The 18,214-nt window shown below is 64.7% G+C and carries 13 protein-coding genes; 8 read left to right on the forward strand and 5 right to left on the reverse strand.

Annotated elements, in window-relative coordinates; genetic code table 11:
* Positions 1-20: 20 nt before the first annotated feature.
* The 5 genes from ACLPJJ_RS01900 to ACLPJJ_RS01920 all read right to left on the reverse strand — a co-directional run bounded on the left by ACLPJJ_RS01900 (position 21) and on the right by ACLPJJ_RS01920 (position 7,966).
* Positions 21-791: a hypothetical protein gene (locus ACLPJJ_RS01900; RefSeq protein WP_443589052.1), complete on the reverse strand. Its 771-nt coding sequence runs from the start codon at positions 789-791 to the stop codon at positions 21-23.
* A 49-nt stretch (positions 792-840) separates the two neighbouring features.
* A complete protein-coding gene (locus tag ACLPJJ_RS01905; protein ID WP_443589053.1) occupies positions 841-2,490 on the reverse strand; it encodes a methanol/ethanol family PQQ-dependent dehydrogenase in 1,650 nt (549 codons plus the stop codon).
* Between the two features lie 679 nt (positions 2,491-3,169).
* A complete protein-coding gene (gene eutC, locus ACLPJJ_RS01910; protein ID WP_443589054.1) occupies positions 3,170-3,916 on the reverse strand; it encodes an ethanolamine ammonia-lyase subunit EutC in 747 nt (248 codons plus the stop codon).
* Positions 3,906-5,306, reverse strand: a complete 1,401-nt coding sequence (locus tag ACLPJJ_RS01915) for an ethanolamine ammonia-lyase subunit EutB (RefSeq protein WP_443589055.1) — start codon at positions 5,304-5,306, stop codon at positions 3,906-3,908. Before ACLPJJ_RS01915 ends, eutC begins: the two co-directional genes overlap by 11 nt.
* A 356-nt stretch (positions 5,307-5,662) precedes the next feature.
* A complete protein-coding gene (locus tag ACLPJJ_RS01920; RefSeq protein WP_443589056.1) occupies positions 5,663-7,966 on the reverse strand; it encodes a methyl-accepting chemotaxis protein in 2,304 nt (767 codons plus the stop codon).
* 287 nt (positions 7,967-8,253) lie between these two features.
* Between ACLPJJ_RS01920 and ACLPJJ_RS01925 the strand changes: the two genes are divergently transcribed.
* The 8 genes from ACLPJJ_RS01925 to ACLPJJ_RS01960 form a co-directional block, all read left to right on the forward strand.
* Entirely contained in the window at positions 8,254-8,697 is a 444-nt protein-coding gene (locus ACLPJJ_RS01925; RefSeq protein WP_443589057.1) for a glycine zipper domain-containing protein, read from the forward strand.
* A 603-nt stretch (positions 8,698-9,300) separates the two neighbouring features.
* Positions 9,301-9,387, forward strand: coding sequence for a K(+)-transporting ATPase subunit F (gene kdpF, locus ACLPJJ_RS01930; protein WP_443589065.1), 87 nt, complete (start codon positions 9,301-9,303; stop codon positions 9,385-9,387).
* A gap of 14 nt (positions 9,388-9,401) precedes the next feature.
* Positions 9,402-11,105 carry a potassium-transporting ATPase subunit KdpA gene (gene kdpA / locus ACLPJJ_RS01935; protein WP_443589058.1) on the forward strand — a complete coding sequence of 568 codons (1,704 nt, stop codon included), beginning with the start codon at positions 9,402-9,404 and terminating at the stop codon, positions 11,103-11,105.
* A 1-nt stretch (position 11,106) separates the two neighbouring features.
* Entirely contained in the window at positions 11,107-13,236 is a 2,130-nt protein-coding gene (gene kdpB, locus ACLPJJ_RS01940) for a potassium-transporting ATPase subunit KdpB (protein WP_443589059.1), read from the forward strand.
* A 12-nt stretch (positions 13,237-13,248) separates the two neighbouring features.
* Positions 13,249-13,854: a potassium-transporting ATPase subunit KdpC gene (gene kdpC / locus ACLPJJ_RS01945; protein ID WP_443589060.1), complete on the forward strand. Its 606-nt coding sequence runs from the start codon at positions 13,249-13,251 to the stop codon at positions 13,852-13,854.
* Between the two features lie 6 nt (positions 13,855-13,860).
* The gene (locus ACLPJJ_RS01950; RefSeq protein ID WP_443589061.1) at positions 13,861-16,482 is read left to right on the forward strand and encodes an ATP-binding protein; all 2,622 of its coding nucleotides are present in this window, start codon (positions 13,861-13,863) and stop codon (positions 16,480-16,482) included.
* Positions 16,479-17,156 carry a response regulator transcription factor gene (locus tag ACLPJJ_RS01955; protein WP_443589062.1) on the forward strand — a complete coding sequence of 226 codons (678 nt, stop codon included), beginning with the start codon at positions 16,479-16,481 and terminating at the stop codon, positions 17,154-17,156. Before ACLPJJ_RS01950 ends, ACLPJJ_RS01955 begins: the two co-directional genes overlap by 4 nt.
* 576 nt (positions 17,157-17,732) lie before the next feature.
* The coding region (locus ACLPJJ_RS01960; RefSeq protein WP_443589063.1) for a hypothetical protein at positions 17,733-18,214 on the forward strand (482 nt) is incomplete at its 3' end.

The raw sequence follows: 18,214 nt of genomic DNA on the forward strand, positions 1-18,214 counted from the left end.
TTTCATCCTCTTTTACGTTATCACTCACCAGCCACCTGATACGGCGCCACCAGCGTTTTCAGCTGTCCCGCCTGCTCAAGGCGCTCCAGACCTTGGTTGAACGCACGTGCCTGCGCCGCCGCACGCGGCATGTATAACGCTACCACATTCCAGGCGGCATCCGGCATATTCATTACGGCTTCGCGCAAGGCGTGCGGATGCGCCGCTTCCTCCCGCACCAGCCAGGGCTGCCACACCATTGCCGCGCCCACCTCTCCCTTCAGCAAGGCGGCCAGCAGGTCGTCATTGGTGTAGTACACGTGCTCCGCATGGGCGGTACGGGTGTCGAAATAGCTGTTCGGCACGGTGAGGAAGTCCACGCCGATATCGGCCGTCGCCACCATGGTGTCGAAGTCACGCGGCGGCGCACCAGTGGTGGCCATCACGAAGCCAGTGCGCGCATAGGGGCGCGTGGCTTGCAGGCCTTGCGGCACCCCTGCCCCGCTAGCCTCGACAGGCACGCCCATGACGAGGTCGCACTGACCGGCCATCTTGGCGAAGACCTTGCCGGGGTCGATCTTGGCATCGTCGCCATCGCCATCCACGCCGTCATCGCCGGTGTTCAGCTTCACGAACGCGGCGCGCAGGCCGCTCCGCGCGGCCACGGCCTGGGCCACTGCGCGGTCGGTGGAGGACAGCGGGTTGGCCTCATCCACGCAGAAGCGGATGTCAGCGGTACTTGCCGGAGAATCAACCGTGCTGCCAACCGCCCGCGCGGGCGAGGCCAGCGCCAGGGCGGCAAGAGCCGCCATGGCGCCCAGCGCTACCCCCGGCCGCTGACGCGACCGGGAGACGCCTGCCTTACGAGTGCAGGGCGAAGACATAGAGCTGCCCGCCACGGGGGATCTTGGCCTCGGGGATGGCCAGCTTGCCCGCCCAGATCGGCCACACGCCACCCCAGCCTGTCCACACCGCCACGTATTGCACGCCGTCGATCTGGTAGCTGATCGGGTTGGAGATGATGCCCGAGGTCAGCTGCGGGCTGGTCCAGACGACATCGCCAGTTTTGGCGTCGAACGCCTTCAGGTAGCCGTCCGGCGTGCCGCTGAACACGAGCCCGCCCTTGGTCGCCAGCGTGCCGGCATCCCAGGGGAAGGAGCTCTTCTGCTCCCAGACCTGCTTGCCCGTGGAGAGGTCGATGGCCTGCAGCGAGCCGTACTGGCCGGGGCTTTCCGGGTCGTCCTTCATCTCGAACTTCTCGCCCAGGAACGGCAGGCCGGCCGAGTAGGTCACCGGCACGCCGACCATGGTCATGCAGGCGTGCAGCGTGGGCACATAGGCCATGTTGGTGTCGGGATCGACGGAGCCCGGCCACCAGTTCTTGCCGCCCAGGAAGCTCGGGCAAGTGAAGATCGACTTGGTCAGCGTCGGCTTGTTCGCGTCGTTGGTAATGGCGTGGCCGGTCTTGTCGATGCCCAGGATCGAGGTGTCGTGCACAAAGGTCTTGGCGTAGATCAGCTTACCGTTGGTGCGGTCGATGGCGTAGAAGTAGCCGTTGCGGTTGGCCTCGATGATCGCCTTATAGGGCTTGCCTTTATAGGTGATGTCGGCCAGCTGCGGCGTGTTCACGCCGTCATAGTCCCAGCTGTCGTTGGCGGTGTACTGGTAGTACCATTTCATCTTGCCGGTATCCGGGTCGAGCGCGAGCAAGGAGTCCGAATACAGGTTCTTGCCCGGGCGCATCTTGGCCAGCCACGGGCTAGGGTTGCCCACGCCCCAGAGCAGGGTATTGGTGTCGGAATCGTAGGTGCCGGTCATCCAGGAGGCGCCGCCGCCGGTCTGGTACATGCCCTTGGGCCAGGTGTCGCCGCCCGGTTCATCCGGAGACGGAATGGTATAGATCTTCCAGACTTGGTTGCCGGTGGCGGCGTCGAGCCCCACGATGAAGCCGCGCGCGCCGTACTCGCCGCCGCCGGAGGCAATGATGACCTTGCCGTTCACAACCAGCGGCGCCTCGGTGATGGAGTAGCCAGTGCCGGCCTCGGCCAGGGAGACGTTCCACTGCTCCTTGCCGGTGGTGGCGTCCAGCGCCACGACATGATTGTCCAGCGTGCCGAAGATCACCGAGTTGCCGTACACGGCCACGCCGCGGTTGTTGATGTCGCAGCACAGGGTCTTAAAGGCCTCCGGGGCGACCTGATAATCGTACTGCCAGAGCTTCTCGCCAGTCTTGGCGTTGTAGGCAATGACGTGGTCCCTCGGCGTCGTCACGAACATATAGGTGCCGACCACGACCGGCGTGCCTTCGAAGCCGTCGGGGATGGCGATCTTGCCGGAGGTCCAGGCGGTGGTGAGGCTGGCGACATTGCTGGTGTTGATCTGGTCGAACGGCGCGTAGTCCTGGCCGGAATAGTCGCGGTTGAACATCAGCCAGCCATCGGAGGTGGAGGCGCCAACAAGGTCGGCCTGGCTCACCGGCGTGTAGGCCGGGGCGGCCATCGGAGAGGCCATCGGAGAAGCCATCGGAGAGGCCATCGGGGCTGTGGTTTGGGCGCACGCCGCGGACGGCACTATCAGCGCCACGCAGGCCGCCAAGGCCAGCCCGGCACAGCCGAGCGCCGAGGCGCCCTTAAGACGGTCTTGGAGACTTATTTTCGGCATTATTTCACTCCCTTGTTGATACACGCTTGGTCGCGTTGCCTGTGCCGGCTCCGCCTGGCGGGGAACAATTCTCTCCCCTTTCTTCTTCCTTTAGTGCGCCCTGCTTCAGCGCGCCCCGGGAAGGCCAGCAGATTCGAGCCGCCGCATGTTGGCACGATTAGCCCTAAATGTCTTGGTGCAATATCGTAATTAACAATCTATTGGGCACACCGCCATGTCAGCCTGCCCGAGATCTCGCCTTCCGGATGCGCTCCGCCCTGCTTTGATCGGCATGAACAATCCTCCTGATTACCGCGCATGGCGGCTCTTGTTTGTCGTGCTTCACTGGTAAGCAAGACCCATGCCACATTAAAAAATCAGGCCGCGCCTTGGGTTTATGCCAGAGCGCGGCCAAGCGAGGCGTCACGAAACATGACAGCGCGCCAAAATGGAGCGCCACACCTGTTGCGGCTGTTGCGGCGCGGCATGCAAAAAGGGGCATGACGCTGCCATGCCCCTTGCTCAATAACGACGGCGTTGCTGCCGGAGCTTATCCGGCCAGGACCGCCTGCCCTTCCCCGCCGCCGATCAACCCGCTCGCCTCTTTCAGCCCCACGCCGGTAAGGCCACGGCGCAGCGCCTCGCGCATCAGCCAGGCCAGCATGTCCCCCGCCGTGCCGTAAGAGAGCCCGCCATGGGTGTGGATGTTGGAGATGCAGTTGCGCCCCGAATCCATCGTCCCGCGCTTGGGGGTGTAGGTAAGGTAGATCCCCAGGCTGTCGGAAACCGTCAGCCCCGGGCGCTCGCCGATCAGGACGGCGCAGAGCTTCGCCCCCATCGCCTCGCCGATATCATCGCCCAGCGCCACGCGGGCCTGGGTGGCGATGACGGGCGGCGCGATCCGGAAACCGCCAAGGCGTTCCACCGCGGCCTCGAACATCGGCACGGCGTTGTGCATCACGGCGGTGGCCGAAAGGCCATCGGCAATCACCAGCACGGCGTCGTATTCGCCGCGCGGCAGAAGCGGCAGGCAATCAGGGTGCAGGCGCCGGCCAAGGTCGGGGCGGCGCAGATACTGCTCGCGGTTTTCCGCCTCGCTGTGCACGCAAATCGCTCCGGGCAGCGCCGTCTTCAGCCGGGCCAGATCCAGCTTGGTGTGCACGGCGTCCCGCGCCGTGGCGTGGGCGAATTGGAATTCAAGCACGTCGGCGATTTTCATGGCATCGCCAGCGCGGCCCAGCCCAATGCGCGCGCGCGTGGCCAGGCGCAGCTGTTCCCACGGGTCTTCAGGCGGCATCGCGATGCTCCGCGATGAGGCGCCGCAGCGTCGGGTTCTGCGGCGTGGCGAGGCGCATGCGCCCGGCATGGTCCAGCATGTCCATCTTCTCCAGCCAGGCCTCGAATTCCGGCGCCGGGCGGGCGCCGAAGGTGGAGCGCAGGTACAGAATATCGTGATAGGCAAGGCTCTGGTAATTCAGCATCACGTCGTCCGCCCCCGGCACGGCAATGACGAAGGACACGCCCGCGGCGGTAAGCAGCGTCATCAGCGTGTCCATGTCGTCCTGGTCGGCTTCCGCATGGTTGGTGTAGCAAACGTCGCAGCCCATCGGCACGCCCATCAGCTTGGCGCAGAAATGGTCCTCCAGCCCGGCGCGGATGATCTGCTTGCCATCGTACAGATATTCCGGGCCGATGAAGCCGACCACCGTGTTCACCAGCAGCGGCGAGAATTCCCGCGCCACGGCATAGGCCCGTGCCTCGATCGTCTGCTGGTCCAGCCCGAAATGCGCATCCGCCGAGAGGGCAGCGCCCTGCCCGGTCTCGAAATACATCACGTCATTGCCGATCGTGCCGCGATTGAGCGACAGCGCCGCCTCCCGCGCCTCGCGCAGAATGGAAAGATTGATGCCGAACCCGGCATTCGCCGCCTCGCTCCCGGCGATTGACTGGAACACGAGGTCCATCGCGCCCCCCGCATTCATTACCTCGATGGCGTTGGTCACATGCGTCAGCACGCAGGTCTGGGTGGGAATATCGTAACGCGTGCGCAGACCATCCAGCATGTCGAGGAGCGAAATGCAGTTCTGCACGCTGTCGGTGGCGGGGTTGATGCCGATCACGGCATCGCCCGTGCCATAGAGCAGCCCGTCCAGCGTGGCGGCGGCGATGCCGCGCAAATCGTCCGTCGGGTGATTGGGCTGCAGGCGGCAGGACAGCCGCCCAGGCAGCCCGATCGTGTTGCGGAATTTCTTCACCACCACGCATTTGCGCGCGACCGAGATAAGGTCCTGGTTGCGCATCAGCTTGCTCACCGCCGCCACCATCTCCGGCGTCAGCCCCGGGGCGAGCGCGGTCAGCGCCGCCGTGTCCGCCTCGTAGGAGAGCAGCCAGTCGCGGAAGCCCCCCACGGTGAGATGCGAGACCGGCTTGAACGCCTCGGCATCGTGCCGGTCGAAGATCAGCCGCGTCACCTCATCCGTCTCATACGGAATCAGCGGCTCTTCGAGAAAAATCTTCAGCGGCAGATCAGCCAGCACAGCCCTGGCGGCCACGCGCTGGGCATCGCTTTCCGCCGCCAGCCCGGCCAGCTCATCGCCAGAGCGCCGCGCCGAGGCGCAGGCGAGCAGCATTTTCAGGTCATCGAAGCGGTAGGTTTCGCCACGGAAGGCATGAGCAAAGTTCACCATGGCTCATAAAATCACATGATTTTACCAAAAAGCAACTCAAATTCTTTCCAGGAAGAGGGCATTGCCTCCAATGCCGGAAAACGGGATGCCACGACAGCCTTGCTGGCGGCTTTGCCTCAATTTACTGGTAGCGGGTGATCCCGGGCGCTGGAGGCGTCAAGTGACACGCATGCCTGAACCAGCCCAACAGGTCCTCGCCCGCCGGTAGGACATCATCGCCGCGCTGCTCCGGGCATGATTGCCACACGCTTCACCATCCAGCGAGGACACCCGGCGCAGCTTGCACTAACCTGGCACATAAAATCCCGCCGGATTCTCGCCGGCGGGATTTTTTCATAACCTATATCAACCAGGGATCAGAATTCATCCCAATCTTCAGTGCCTACGGGCGCCAGCGCGCGAGGGGCCCTCGGCGCAACGGGCAGCTTCGGGGCACGCGTGGGGGAGCGGCTCCTGGCCGGGGCGGGCTGCGGCGCCCGACGGGCGGGCTCCACATAGCCAATCTGGAATTGCCCGACCAGGCTGACAAGCTCCTCGGCCTCCTCGGTCAAAGAATGGCAGGAAGCATTCGCCTGCTCCACCATGGCGGCGTTCTGCTGCGTCACGACGTCCATCTGGCTCACGGCCTCGTTCACCTCATTCAGCCGGACTGCCTGTTCCTGCGCGGAGGCGGCGATCTCGGAAATAAGCTCGTTCAAGCGCGCCACCTGGCCGACAATGCGCTCCAGCGCCTTTCCGGTCTCGCCCACCAGCTTCACGCCGTTCTCCACCTCCGTCCCGGAGGCGGTGATGAGGGCTTTGATCTCCTTCGCCGCATCGGCCGAGCGTTGCGCGAGCGCGCGCACCTCGGTTGCCACCACGGCAAAGCCGCGTCCGGCATCGCCCGCGCGCGCTGCCTCCACACCGGCATTCAACGCCAGAAGATTGGTTTGGAAGGCGATCTCGTCGATGACGCCCAGAATTTTGCCGATCTCCTTGGAGACGCTCTCGATCCCGTCCATTGCCTTCACGGTATCGCCCACCACCTTGCCGGATGTCTCGGCGTCGCCCTTGGCATCCTGGGCCAGCTTGCGCGCCTCGCTCGCGCCGTCCGACGTCGTCTTCACTGTTGCGGTGATCTCGCTCAGCGCCGCGGCGGTTTCCTCCAGGCTGGCGGCCTGCTGCTCGGTCCGGCGGGCAAGATCGTCGGAAGCCTGTGTCATCTCCGCCGAGCCCGCGCGCACGCCTTGCGTATTGACGGCAATCGCCTTCATCGCCTCCTGCAGCTTGGTCATGGCAATATTGAAATCCGCGCGCAGCACCTCGTATTCCGGCGCGAATGTCTCGTTCAGACGGAACGCCAGGTCGCCCGAAGACAAACGGGAAAGCCCGCTGCCCAGCGCTTCGACAACCTTGCCCTGCTCCGCCGCTACCGCCATGCGCGCGGCTTCCGCCTCGGCCCGGGCCTGCTCGGCATGGCGGCGTTCCGCCTCTGCCGCCGCCTCATGAAGCTGCCCTTCCGCCAGGGTGTGGCGGAAACCCTCCAGCGCCATGGCAATAGTGCCGGTCTCGTCACGCCGCTCCTGCCCTCGGACTTCGCTGTTGTAATCGCCGCGGCGCAGCGTCTCCACCGCGTTCAGCAGCCCCGCCATCGGCCGGCGGACCAACAACAGCACCGTGAAGTAAAGCGCACCCATCACCAGCAGCAGGGTCAAGGCACCGCCGGCGACCATCGCCCAGACGGCATGGCGCACGGGCGCGTCCACCACGTCCTCCGGCACGTCGATAACAACCGCCCAGGTGGCGTTGAGATTCGGCACCGCGAACGGATAGATGATACGCTCGATCCGGCCATGATCGAACTTGTTCAAGACGCACGGTTGACCATCGGCAATGGCGGCCTTGAGCGCGACGGCGCCTTCCCCGGCATAAGGCTTCATCAACAATGCCCGGTCCGGAGTGGCTATCCAGGCGCCACTGCTGGAGACCAGCATGACACGGCCTTGCCCAAAGGGCTTCATCGCCGCCAGCATGCGGGAAAGCCCGTCGAGACGCACATCGACCCCGGTGACGCCAATCGTCTTGCCGCCCACAATCACCGGATAGGCGATGGAGACCATCATCTTGCCGTTACCTTCATCCGCGTAGGGTTCGGTAATGGCGCCCTCGCCGGAAGATGCCGCGAGCGTGTACCAGGACTGCGTGTAATCCACGGGGGTCGCGGAGTATTGGATGCTGCCGTCATCGGCCTTCGTCCAGTAGGGATTGAAGTCTCCATCCGCATTATCGCCGGGCGCCTTGGGGTCGCGCGTGCCGTCGAAACCGCCCGGCGCCTCCTGCATCCATGAGCCGAAAATATCGGGGTAGCGGGTTTCATTCATCCGCAGCATGGCTACCACCATGGCCCGGTCCCGAACGCCCGCGTTGAACGCGGCGGTGATTGCGCCGGTCAAGGCGTTCACCCCCGACGCCTGTTCCGTTAGCTTGGTGGAGATGGCGTTGGCCACGCTTTCCGCCTGGGTGTTGGCCTGGGCATAAACGGAACTCTCCACACGATCCCGGGTCGCCCAGGTCGCAAGAAGAATTGCGCCCCCCAAGATGATGGCGAACGCCGCGCCGGCAACGCCGATCAGCTTCGTGGACAGGGAACCAAAAATCACTTTCCGGGAATCGGAGGCCATACCGCTTGCTTCCTGTTGTCTGGACAATACACCGGAAGCCTAGGGGAAGCGGCCTTAAGGCGAGATTAATCGACAATAACGCGGCCATTGTGGCGTGTCTGGCTCAAACCCTCGCATGGCCCGGAAAGCAAGAGCACCCGCCCATTAGCGGACATGGCTTCCAGCGCCCCGCCCTGACATGCCGGGCATTTCACTCTGGCCGATTCTCCGTTAACATCATGATCGAGATCAAGGCATTGCTTTCACCGGTTGCAATACCCTGGAAGCCATTTCAACAGGAGATCATCATGCCCCTGCACTCTCACCGGTTAACCGCCGCCGCGGTCGCCCTGCTCGTGCTCACCGGCTGTCAGCCTGCTCCGCCCACTGGGCCGACGATTGCCGTCATGCCGGGGCCGCACAAGACACTCAGCCAGTTCCAGAGCGACGATTACACGTGCCGCGGTTTCGCGCAGAACCAGAGCAGCCAGCCGGCGCAAACGGGGATCAACAGCCCTGTTGGCACAACGGCGGTGACCACCGTTGGCGGCACAGCCGCTGGCGCATTGCTTGGCGCGGCGGCCGGCAATGCCGGCATGGGTGCTGCCATCGGTGCTGGCGCCGGGCTTCTGGGCGGCGCCGCGCTGGGGGCCAACCAGAGCAACCAGCAACAGGAGACCATGCAACAACGCTATGATATCGCATATGCGCAATGCATGAAGATCCGGGGCAACAGCGTTCCCCCGATGTGACCACGAAGCCAAGCGCGGCAAAAATCTGCGCTGCATCAGCCGGGCGACACCAAGCGAAGCATGATTTTGTCATGCGTTTGATAAAAAGGTGTCCCCGGCGGAATTCGAAGCCACGGCCCAAGGGTCAGAAATCCCAGTCCTGACGACGATGGTCGCGGACTGGAAGAAGAAAGCAATCGAGGGCACCGGCGTTAATCGAGCCTGGGCATCCCAGCCTCTCGGTGGTCCGGCAATGCGCGCTGCTTGAGTGCGCCTATATCCACGTCTTCGAGACCAGATCAGCCTTGCGGGCAGGGTTAACCACGTCAACCGGCATCTACAACGCCAGGTAGCGCGCTTGACGCCCCCCGGATGAGACGTATTATGGCCTCGAAACAATAACCTGGCGGCGTAAAACGAACCAGGGAATATCTTAACCAAATCGCCTAACTTTATACGCCCTTTATGCGCGACACCGCATTTTCACATGTGAAGTTTACGCCTCTGAGCGCATCTCAAAATGCTTGAAAGGAGACCCTCGATGAGCGACCTTATCGCCGTTTTATTTGGCTGCGCCATCTTTACCCTGCTCTTCCTCTACGTGCCCCTGGCGGAGCGCGTGTGATGCTGGACCTCACATTGGGTGGCGTCATTTCCGCCGGGCTGCTGGTTTATCTTGTCTGGGCGATGCTGCGCCCCGAAGATTTTTGAAGGTTTTTGTTCCCATGACAATTCAGGGACTACTTTATATTGCGCTGATGTTCGCGCTTGTGCTGGGCGCTGCATTTCCACTCGGCCGCTACATGGCGGCAATTTTCGAGGGCCGGATTACCTGGCTGCGCCCGCTGGAACTGGGCTTCTACCGCCTCGCCGGTGTGGATGAAACCCGCCCCATGGGCTGGCAGGGCTACGCGGTGGCGCTGCTGCTGCTCAGCGTGATCCATTTCCTGCTGCTCTACGCCATTCTGCGCCTGCAATATTACCTGCCGTTCAATCCGCAGCATATCGCCGGCATGTCCCCGCGCCTGGCCTTTAACACGGCGGCGAGCTTCACCACCAACACCAACTGGCAGGCCTATGCGCCGGAATCGCAGATTTCCAACGGTGCGCAGATGTTCGGCCTTGCCGTTCATATGTTCATCTCCGCCGCCGCCGGCATTGCCGCCGCCGCCGCGGTCATGCGCGCGTTTACCGGCAGCGCGCTGAAATCCATCGGCAATTTCTACGTCGATCTCACGCGCATCACGCTCTACCTGCTGCTGCCGGTCACCATCGTTGCCGCCGTGCTGCTGGTTATCGCCGGTTCGCCGCAGACCTTCCCCAGCGCGGCCTTCGCCACGGCGCATACGCTGCAGGGCGGCTCGCAGACCATCGCGATGGGCCCGGTCGCGTTCCAGGAGGCGATCAAGGAGCTCGGCACCAATGGTGGCGGCTGGTTTAACGCCAATTCCGCGCACCCGTTCGAGAACCCGAACGCCTGGACCAACCTGCTGGAAAACTGGCTGCTGCTGGTCATCGGCTTCGCCCTGCCCATCGCCTTCGGCCACATGGTGAAGGACAAGGCCCAGGGCCGCGCGCTGATGGCCGCCATGGCGATCATCCTGGCGCTGGGCTGCGTCGGCGCCTACGCGGCGGAGGCTGCTGGCAATCCGCTGCACATCGCCGCCGGCGTCGCACAGAGCGGCGGCAACTGGGAAGGCAAGGAGTTTCGCTTCGGCATTCCTGCCTCCGCTACCTTCAACGTCTCCGCCACCGGCACCTCCACCGGCGCCGTGGATAGCTTCACCGACAGCTACATGCCGCTCGGCGGCGCCATTCCCATCTTCCTGATGCAGCTTGGCGAAGTAACTCCTGGCGGTGTCGGCTCCGGCTTCTACACCATCATCGTCTTCGCCTTGCTCTCCGTGTTCGTCGCGGGGCTGATGGTGGGACGAACCCCGGAATATCTGGGCAAGAAGGTGCAGTCCAAGGAGATCAAGCTCGCCATGCTCGGCGTGCTCATTCTCACGCTGTTCATTCTCGCCGGCGCCGGGTTCTCGCTGATGACGGCATCGGGCCTTGGCTCGCTTGCCAATGCCGGGCCGCACGGGCTCTCGGAGATGCTCTACGCCTGGAGTTCGGCCACCGAGAATAACGGCAGCGCCATGGCCGGCCTCTCCGCCGACACGCCGCTGCTCGATTTTGGCCTCGGTTCCGCCATGCTGTTCGGGCGCTTCGCCTTCATGATCCCGATCCTGGCCATCGCCGGGTCGCTCGCGGCCAAACCGAAACTGCCCGCCAGCGCCGGCACCTTCCCCACCACCGGCCCACTTTTCATCGGTCTGCTCATCGGCGTCATCATCATCCTCGGCGGCCTGCAGTTCATGCCGGCTGACACGCTGGGGCCGCTCGCTGAGCATTACCTCCTCCATGCTGGAAAGACTTTCTAACATGTCAAAAGCTGAAACCATTTCGCTGTTCGACGGCGCGATCATCCGCCGCGCGGCGCTGGATTCCATCGCCAAGCTCAACCCCGTAACGCTGATGCGCAATCCGGTGATCTTTTTCACCGAGGTCATCTCGGCGCTGACGAGCATCGTCGCCGTCGAGGATGCGCTCAAACACCAGCCCTACGGCTTCCCGCTGGTCATCGCCATCTGGCTGTGGCTGACGGTGCTGTTCGCCACCTTTGCGGAAGCGGTGGCGGAGGGCCGGGGCCGCGCCCGCGCCGAGAGCCTGAAGCGCGCGCGTTCCGACACCATGGCCAAGCTGCTGCTCGACCCGCGCGACCGCGCCATTTTTAAGCCCACCCCGGCACCGGATCTGCGCCAGGGCGACATCGTGCTGGTCGAGGCGGGGGATATCATGCCCTCCGACGGCGAGGTCATTGAAGGCGTGGCGAGCGTGAACGAGAGTGCGGTGACGGGCGAATCCGCCCCCGTGGTGCGCGAGGCCGGCGGCGACCGCTCGGCCGTGACCGGCGGCACGCATGTGGTCTCGGACTGGCTGGTGGTGCGCATCACCGCCGATGCCGGGTCCACCTTCCTCGACCGCATGATCGCGCTGGTGGAAGGCGCTGAACGCCGCAAGACGCCCAACGAGATCGCACTGAACATCCTTCTCGCGGGGCTGACGCTGATCTTCCTCATCGCCGTGGTTACGCTGGTGGGCTTCGGCAGCTATTCGGGCACGAAGTTCGCCATCCCCGTGCTCGCGGCGCTGCTGGTCTGCCTCATCCCCACCACCATCGGCGGACTGCTCTCGGCCATCGGCATCGCGGGCATGGACCGTTTGGTGCGCTTCAACGTCGTCGCCACCTCGGGCCGCGCCGTGGAGGCGGCAGGCGATGTGGACGCGCTGCTGCTGGACAAGACCGGCACCATCACCTTCGGCAACCGCATGGCCTCGGGCTTCTACCCGGCCTCCGGCGTGGCCGAGCGCGATCTAGCGGAAGCCTGCGCCCTGGCCAGCCTGGGCGATGACACGCCGGAAGGCCGCTCGATCCTGGCCCTGGCGCGCGACCGCTACAGCATCGTGCCGCTAAAGCCTGAAGGTGCCACCATCATCCCGTTCAGCGCCAACACCCGCATGTCCGGCGTGGATTTCGGCGGAAATAGTGCTCTGACCGAGACAGGTGATTCCTCTGGGTTTGGGGTACTGTCGCCATCGACCGTCGATTCCACAGGAACGAAGTATCGCGTCCAGCACAATAGCTACCGCAAGGGCGCGGTGGACTCCGTGTTGAAGGCGCTCGGTACGGAAGCTGACGCGGTGTTCTCGGAGGCCGTGGCCCGCATCGGCCGCGCCGGGTCCACCCCGCTGGCGGTTTCCGCCAATGGCCGGCTGCTGGGGCTGATCGAGCTGAAGGACATCGTCAAGCCTGGCATCAAGGAGCGGTTCTCCGCACTGCGCGCCATGGGCATCCGCACCGTCATGGTCACCGGCGATAACCGCGTCACCGCCGCGGCGATTGCCGCCGAAGCCGGTGTGGACGACTACATCGCGGAAGCCACGCCACAGAACAAGCTTGATTACATCAGGAAGGTTCAGGCCGAAGGCCGGCTGGTGGCGATGTGCGGCGACGGCACCAACGACGCCCCGGCCCTGGCCCAGGCGGATGTGGGTGTCGCCATGCAGACCGGCACGCAGGCGGCGCGCGAGGCCGGCAACATGGTGGATCTCGACAGCGACCCGACGAAGCTCATCGAGATCGTGGAGATCGGCAAGCAGTTGCTTATCACCCGCGGCGCGCTCACCACGTTTTCCATCGCTAACGACATCTCGAAATACTTCGCGATCCTGCCGGCGATCTTCGTCGCCACCTATCCGCAGCTCGGCGCCCTTAACGTGATGCATCTGCGCACGCCGGAGAGTGCCATCCTCTCCGCCGTGATCTTCAACGCGCTGATCATCGTGGCATTGGTGCCGCTGGCTCTGCGTGGCGTGAAGTTCCGGCCCATCGGCGCGGCGGCGCTGCTCAAGCGCAACCTGCTCGTCTACGGGCTCGGCGGTATCATCGCGCCCTTCGCCGGCATCAAGCTCATCGACATGGCGCTCGGCGTCTTCAACATCTTTTCGTAACGGATCAGGACAATGCTGATACTCCGCGAACTCCGCCCGGCTTTCTCGCTGGTCGTGCTCTTCACCGTCTTCACCGGGTTTTTGCTGCCCGAGGCCTTCACTGGCGCGGTGCAGCTGGCCCTGCCCTTCCAGGCCAACGGCTCGCTGCTCACACAAAACGGCCAGGTCGTCGGCTCCGCCATCATCGGGCAGAACTTCTCCTCGCCGAAATATTTCGCCCCGCGCCCTTCGGCGCTGACGGGCACTGACGCCAAAGGCAACACGATCGCCACGCCTTATGACGCGAGCGAATCCGGCGCCTCCAACCTCGCCCCCACCAGCGCGGCTCTGCTCACCAGCGTGCAGCAGCGCGTCGCTGCCTATGTCAAAGCCTTTGGCCCCGGGCCGGTGCCGGCCGATGCCGTCACCGCCTCCGGTTCTGGACTGGACCCGGATATCTCGCTGGCCAACGCGCTGCGTCAGGCACCCGCGGTTGCCGCCGCGCGGCATCTGTCCACGCCCACGGTCGTCAATCTGGTGAACCAGATGACCCACCACGCAGCGTTCGGCATTGTCGGCACGGATCATGTCAATGTGCTGCAGTTGAACCTTGCATTGGACCAGCTCCCGGCAACATAACAGCTCATGGAAAAACCCCGCCCGGAAGAAGCACGTCCGGACCCCGACGCGCTATTGGCCAGCCTGCGCCAAACCGGGCGCGGACATCTGAAGATTTTTCTTGGCGCCGCCCCGGGCGTGGGCAAGACCTGGGAGATGCTGGCCGCCGCCCAAGCCCAGAACCACAAGGGTCTGGACGTGGTGGCGGGGATTATCGAGACCCATGGCCGCGCCGGCACGGCGGAAAAACTCGGCGAGCTGGAGGTACTCCCCCGGCTCGCCGTTCCCTATCGCGGTCAGGCGCTTGAGGAATTCGACCTCGACGCCGCGCTGGCCCGCCGCCCGAAACTGCTGCTGGTGGACGAGCTGGCGCACACCAACGCCCCGGGCCTGCGCCACGCCAAGCGCTGGCAGGATGTGCAGGAACTGCTGGAAGCCGGCATCAATGTCTGGACCACGGTCAATGTCCAGCACCTGGAAAGCCTGAACGACCAGGTCGCGCGAATCACCGGCGTGCGCGTGGCGGAAACGATTCCGGACACCGTGCTGGACATGGCGGATGAGATCGAGCTGATCGACCTCCCGCCGGGCGAGCTGCGGACCCGGCTGCAGGAAGGGCATATCTACCGGCCGGATGTCGCCCGGCGCGCGCTGGAAGGCTTCTTCCGCGAGGGCAATCTCGGCGCGCTGCGCGAAATCGCGCTGCGCCGCGCCGCCCAGCGCATCGACAAGGACGTGGCCAGTTATATGCGCCTCTCCGCCATTCCCGGCCCCTGGCCGGTGGCCGAGCGGGTGCTGGCGCTGGTGGGGCCGGATGTGTCGGCTCAAAACGTGGTGCGCCACGCCGCCCGGCTGGCCGATGCGCTGCGCGCGCCGCTGGTGGCGTTCCATGCCGAGCGGGGGGATGACAACACCCAGGTGCAGGCGGCGCTGGATCTGGCCGTGCAACTCGGCGGCACGGTCGTCACCGTGAACACGCGGGATCTCGCTCAGGCGGTGCTGGACTACGCCGCCGCCAACAACATCACGCATATCGTCATGGGCCGCACCATGGCGCGCTGGCGGCCAAGGCAGCGGCTGACCGAGACACTGACACGTCAGGCGACAGCCTTCACCCTGCATCTGGTGCCCCTGCCCGCCGCACCGCCGCCGCGCCCCCCGGCCCCGGTGCGCAAAGGTGCATGGGAGCCCTATCTCCTCGCCAGCGCGCTGCTGGGCGCGGTCACGCTCATCGGCCTTATGGCCCATGACTACATCCCGCAAGAGGCGATGGGGCTGATCTTCACCGGCCTGATCGCCGCCATGGCCAGCCGCTCCGGGCGCAATGCGGGGATGTTCACCGCCGTCATCGGTTTCCTCCTGTGGAATTTCTTCTTCCTGCCGCCGATCTACACCTTCTCCGTCTCCGACCCGCGGGACGTGGTGGCGCTGCTGGTGTTCCTGCTGGTGGGGCTGCTCACAGGTACTCTGGCCGGGCGGGTGCGCCTGGAAGCCGCCACGGCCTCCGCGCGTGTGGAGGCGCTGCGGCGAATTTCGGCGTTCAGCCAGCGCTTCTCCCGCGCCGCCACGCTGTCCGATGTTCTGCGCGGTGCGGCGGAGGAAGCTGCGGCGATTACCGGAGCGGGCATTGTGCTGATGCAGGGTACGAGCGGGCTGGAGCCTGAGGCGCGCGTGCCGGCAGAGGCCGTGCTGGACGAGGCGGCGGAAGCCGCGGCGGAATGGTGCGCCAATCACGACATAGAAACCGGCATCGGCACCTCCACCCTGCCCTCCGTGTCCTGGCGGTTTGTGCCCCTGCACGCCAATGGCAAGGTTGCCGGCGTGCTGGGAGCGCGGCCGCAAGCCGTGCCACCGCCGCTGGCGCAAACCCTGGACACGCTGGCGGGGCAGACCTCCATGGCCATCGAGCGCGCCCAGATGGCGATGCAAACCGCCCGCGCCCAGGCCCAGGAGGACAGCCAGAAGCTGCGCAACGCCCTGCTCTCCTCGTTGAGCCACGATCTGCGCACCCCGCTCACCGCCATACGCGGCGCCGCGGAGACGCTGGAGCAATCCGGCACGGCGCTGGACCCGGCCATCCGCGCCGATCTGCTCGCCAGCATCAGCCAGAACACCGCGCTCATGGCGAAGTTCCTCTCGAACATCATGGACATGGCCCGGGTGGAGGCTGGCGGCCTGAAAGTGCGGCGCGAGCGCCTGCGGCTGGCCGAACTGGTGGAGTCGGCGATTTGCCGCGTGCCCGGCGCGGAGTACACCGGCGTGAACATCGCGCCGGATGCCAGCCACGCTTTGGCCGACCCCGCGCTGCTGGAGCAGGTCCTGGTGAACATTCTCGACAACGCCGTGAAATACGCCCCGCCCGGCAGCCGCATCGCCGTGACGGTGATACGGCAGCGCGACAAGGTGCGTCTGGCAGTGGCCGATGAAGGCGTGGGCATACCGCCCGGCGAGCTGGCCGCAGTGTTCGACAGTTTCTTCCGCGCCACCAGGGGGGACCGCGTCGCCCCTGGCACGGGGCTGGGCCTCGCCATCGCCAAGGCCTTCACAGAGGCGATGGGCGGGCGTATCTCGGCGCAAAGCCCGCGGCTCGACCTGCCGGCCGATGGGCTGCCGGGCACCATCATCACCGTGGAGTTGCCCGCCGCATGACCGTCTTCTCGGGCCGCATTCTGGTGGTGGATGACGAGCCCCAGATCCACCGCTTCCTTACCCCCGCGCTCAATGCCGCCGGATTCGAGCCTCTACGGGCCGAACGGGGCGAAGCGGCGCTGCGCTTGGTGGCCGCGCATGCGCCGGACCTCGTGCTGCTGGATCTCGGCCTGCCGGACATGGACGGCCAGGAGGTGCTGCGCCGCCTGCGCGAATTCTCGGCCGTGCCGGTGATCATCCTCTCGGCGCGGGACCGCGAGGCGGAGAAGATCGCGGCACTGGATTCCGGGGCGGATGACTACGTGGAAAAGCCCTTCGGCCTGGGCGAGCTGATGGCGCGCATCCGCACGGCGCTGCGCCATAAGGGGCAGCAGGAACCCGCGGAAGCGGAACTGGTCCTCAACGGCCTGGTCATCAACCCGCAAGGCGCCACGCTGAATGGCGAAAAGCTGGTGCTGACCAAGCGCGAACACGCGCTGCTGCTGCTGCTGGCGCGCAACCACGGCCGGGTTCTCACACACCGGCAGATCCTCACCGCCATCTGGGGCCCGGCGCATACCGAGGATCTGGCGTATCTGCGCGTCTATATCGGCCAGCTGCGCAAGAAGCTCGGCCCGGAACTCTCGGCCAAGCTCAAGACCGAACCAGGCGTGGGCTACCGGCTGGAGGAGTGAGCTCCGGCCAGACAGAGCCAATGGCCGAACTCATGGCGCCAACGCTCGGCGCGGATACATTGCGATTTCCACCGCATTGACGGCCGCCAGCCAAACGCAAAACAGGGCCACTCCAGGCAAGCGCCCTTTGGGCGGCGGTTTCCCGCCGCCGTCATTCGTTACGTAAGCCTCGGTGACACATTTACCACTCAGAGCCTTCAGCTTTTAGTTTTAGCGAGCAATTTCACGCGTTTAGCTTGACCATGCCGGTTCAAGCCAAACGCATATTGCTCTAGACCCAATGTCCGATGAGTGACCGGGCCTAAAAGGGTTCATCAAAACGGAACCACTCCAAGTCAAGATTCCGTTTTGGGTTTTGTCTCAAACATCCTGACGGGACAATAAATTTCTTAGCCCTATGCCTGGAAAGCCGTCCCCCCCGCCCCCAACTCATTGGCAGTCAGCGTGGCTCCGCAGAGGCGGGTAGCCGGAAGCGGCCTCGACGGAACAGAAGTAACAAAAAGCGTAAATCCTACCTGCCCGCCGGCTTCTGCCGAAACCTTGAGCGTGGCGGACCAAAAAACCAGGAGGTAATCCATGGTCGAGGAGGCGTGGGAACAACTGTTCCACGACAGTCATAAGGCAAAGAGAAAGCCTAGCCGTTGGAGCAGGATTTTGCATGGCACGATTCGGGTTCTGGGCTGGGCCGCATGGGCTGCCGCACTGTTTTTGCTGGGATGGGGGGCAAGCATCGAGGCACGCACCTCGTATATGCAGTCGCGTTTCTTCACCTGGTTCGACAGCGGCATACGATACTGGGCAGCCCCCGGTGCAAGCCCTTCGATCCGCTTTCCCCAATCCGGCCCTCGCGACATAAGGCTGGGCTATGTAGAGCTTGCCGCCATCACCCCCTCACTGGAGGCGCATCAATTCCAGATCGTGCACCAAGCACAGTGGTCCCCCCGGCTTGACTGGTTCGTCGATAATGGCGGTTACGCGCTTTACACCCCCAAGTTGCGCACCGGACTGCAAATCTATGACCGCAACGGCGAGACGCTGTTCGCAGCCGCCTATCCGCA

This window comes from Acidocella sp. (assembly GCF_052326845.1).
Lineage (GTDB): Bacteria > Pseudomonadota > Alphaproteobacteria > Acetobacterales > Acetobacteraceae > Acidocella.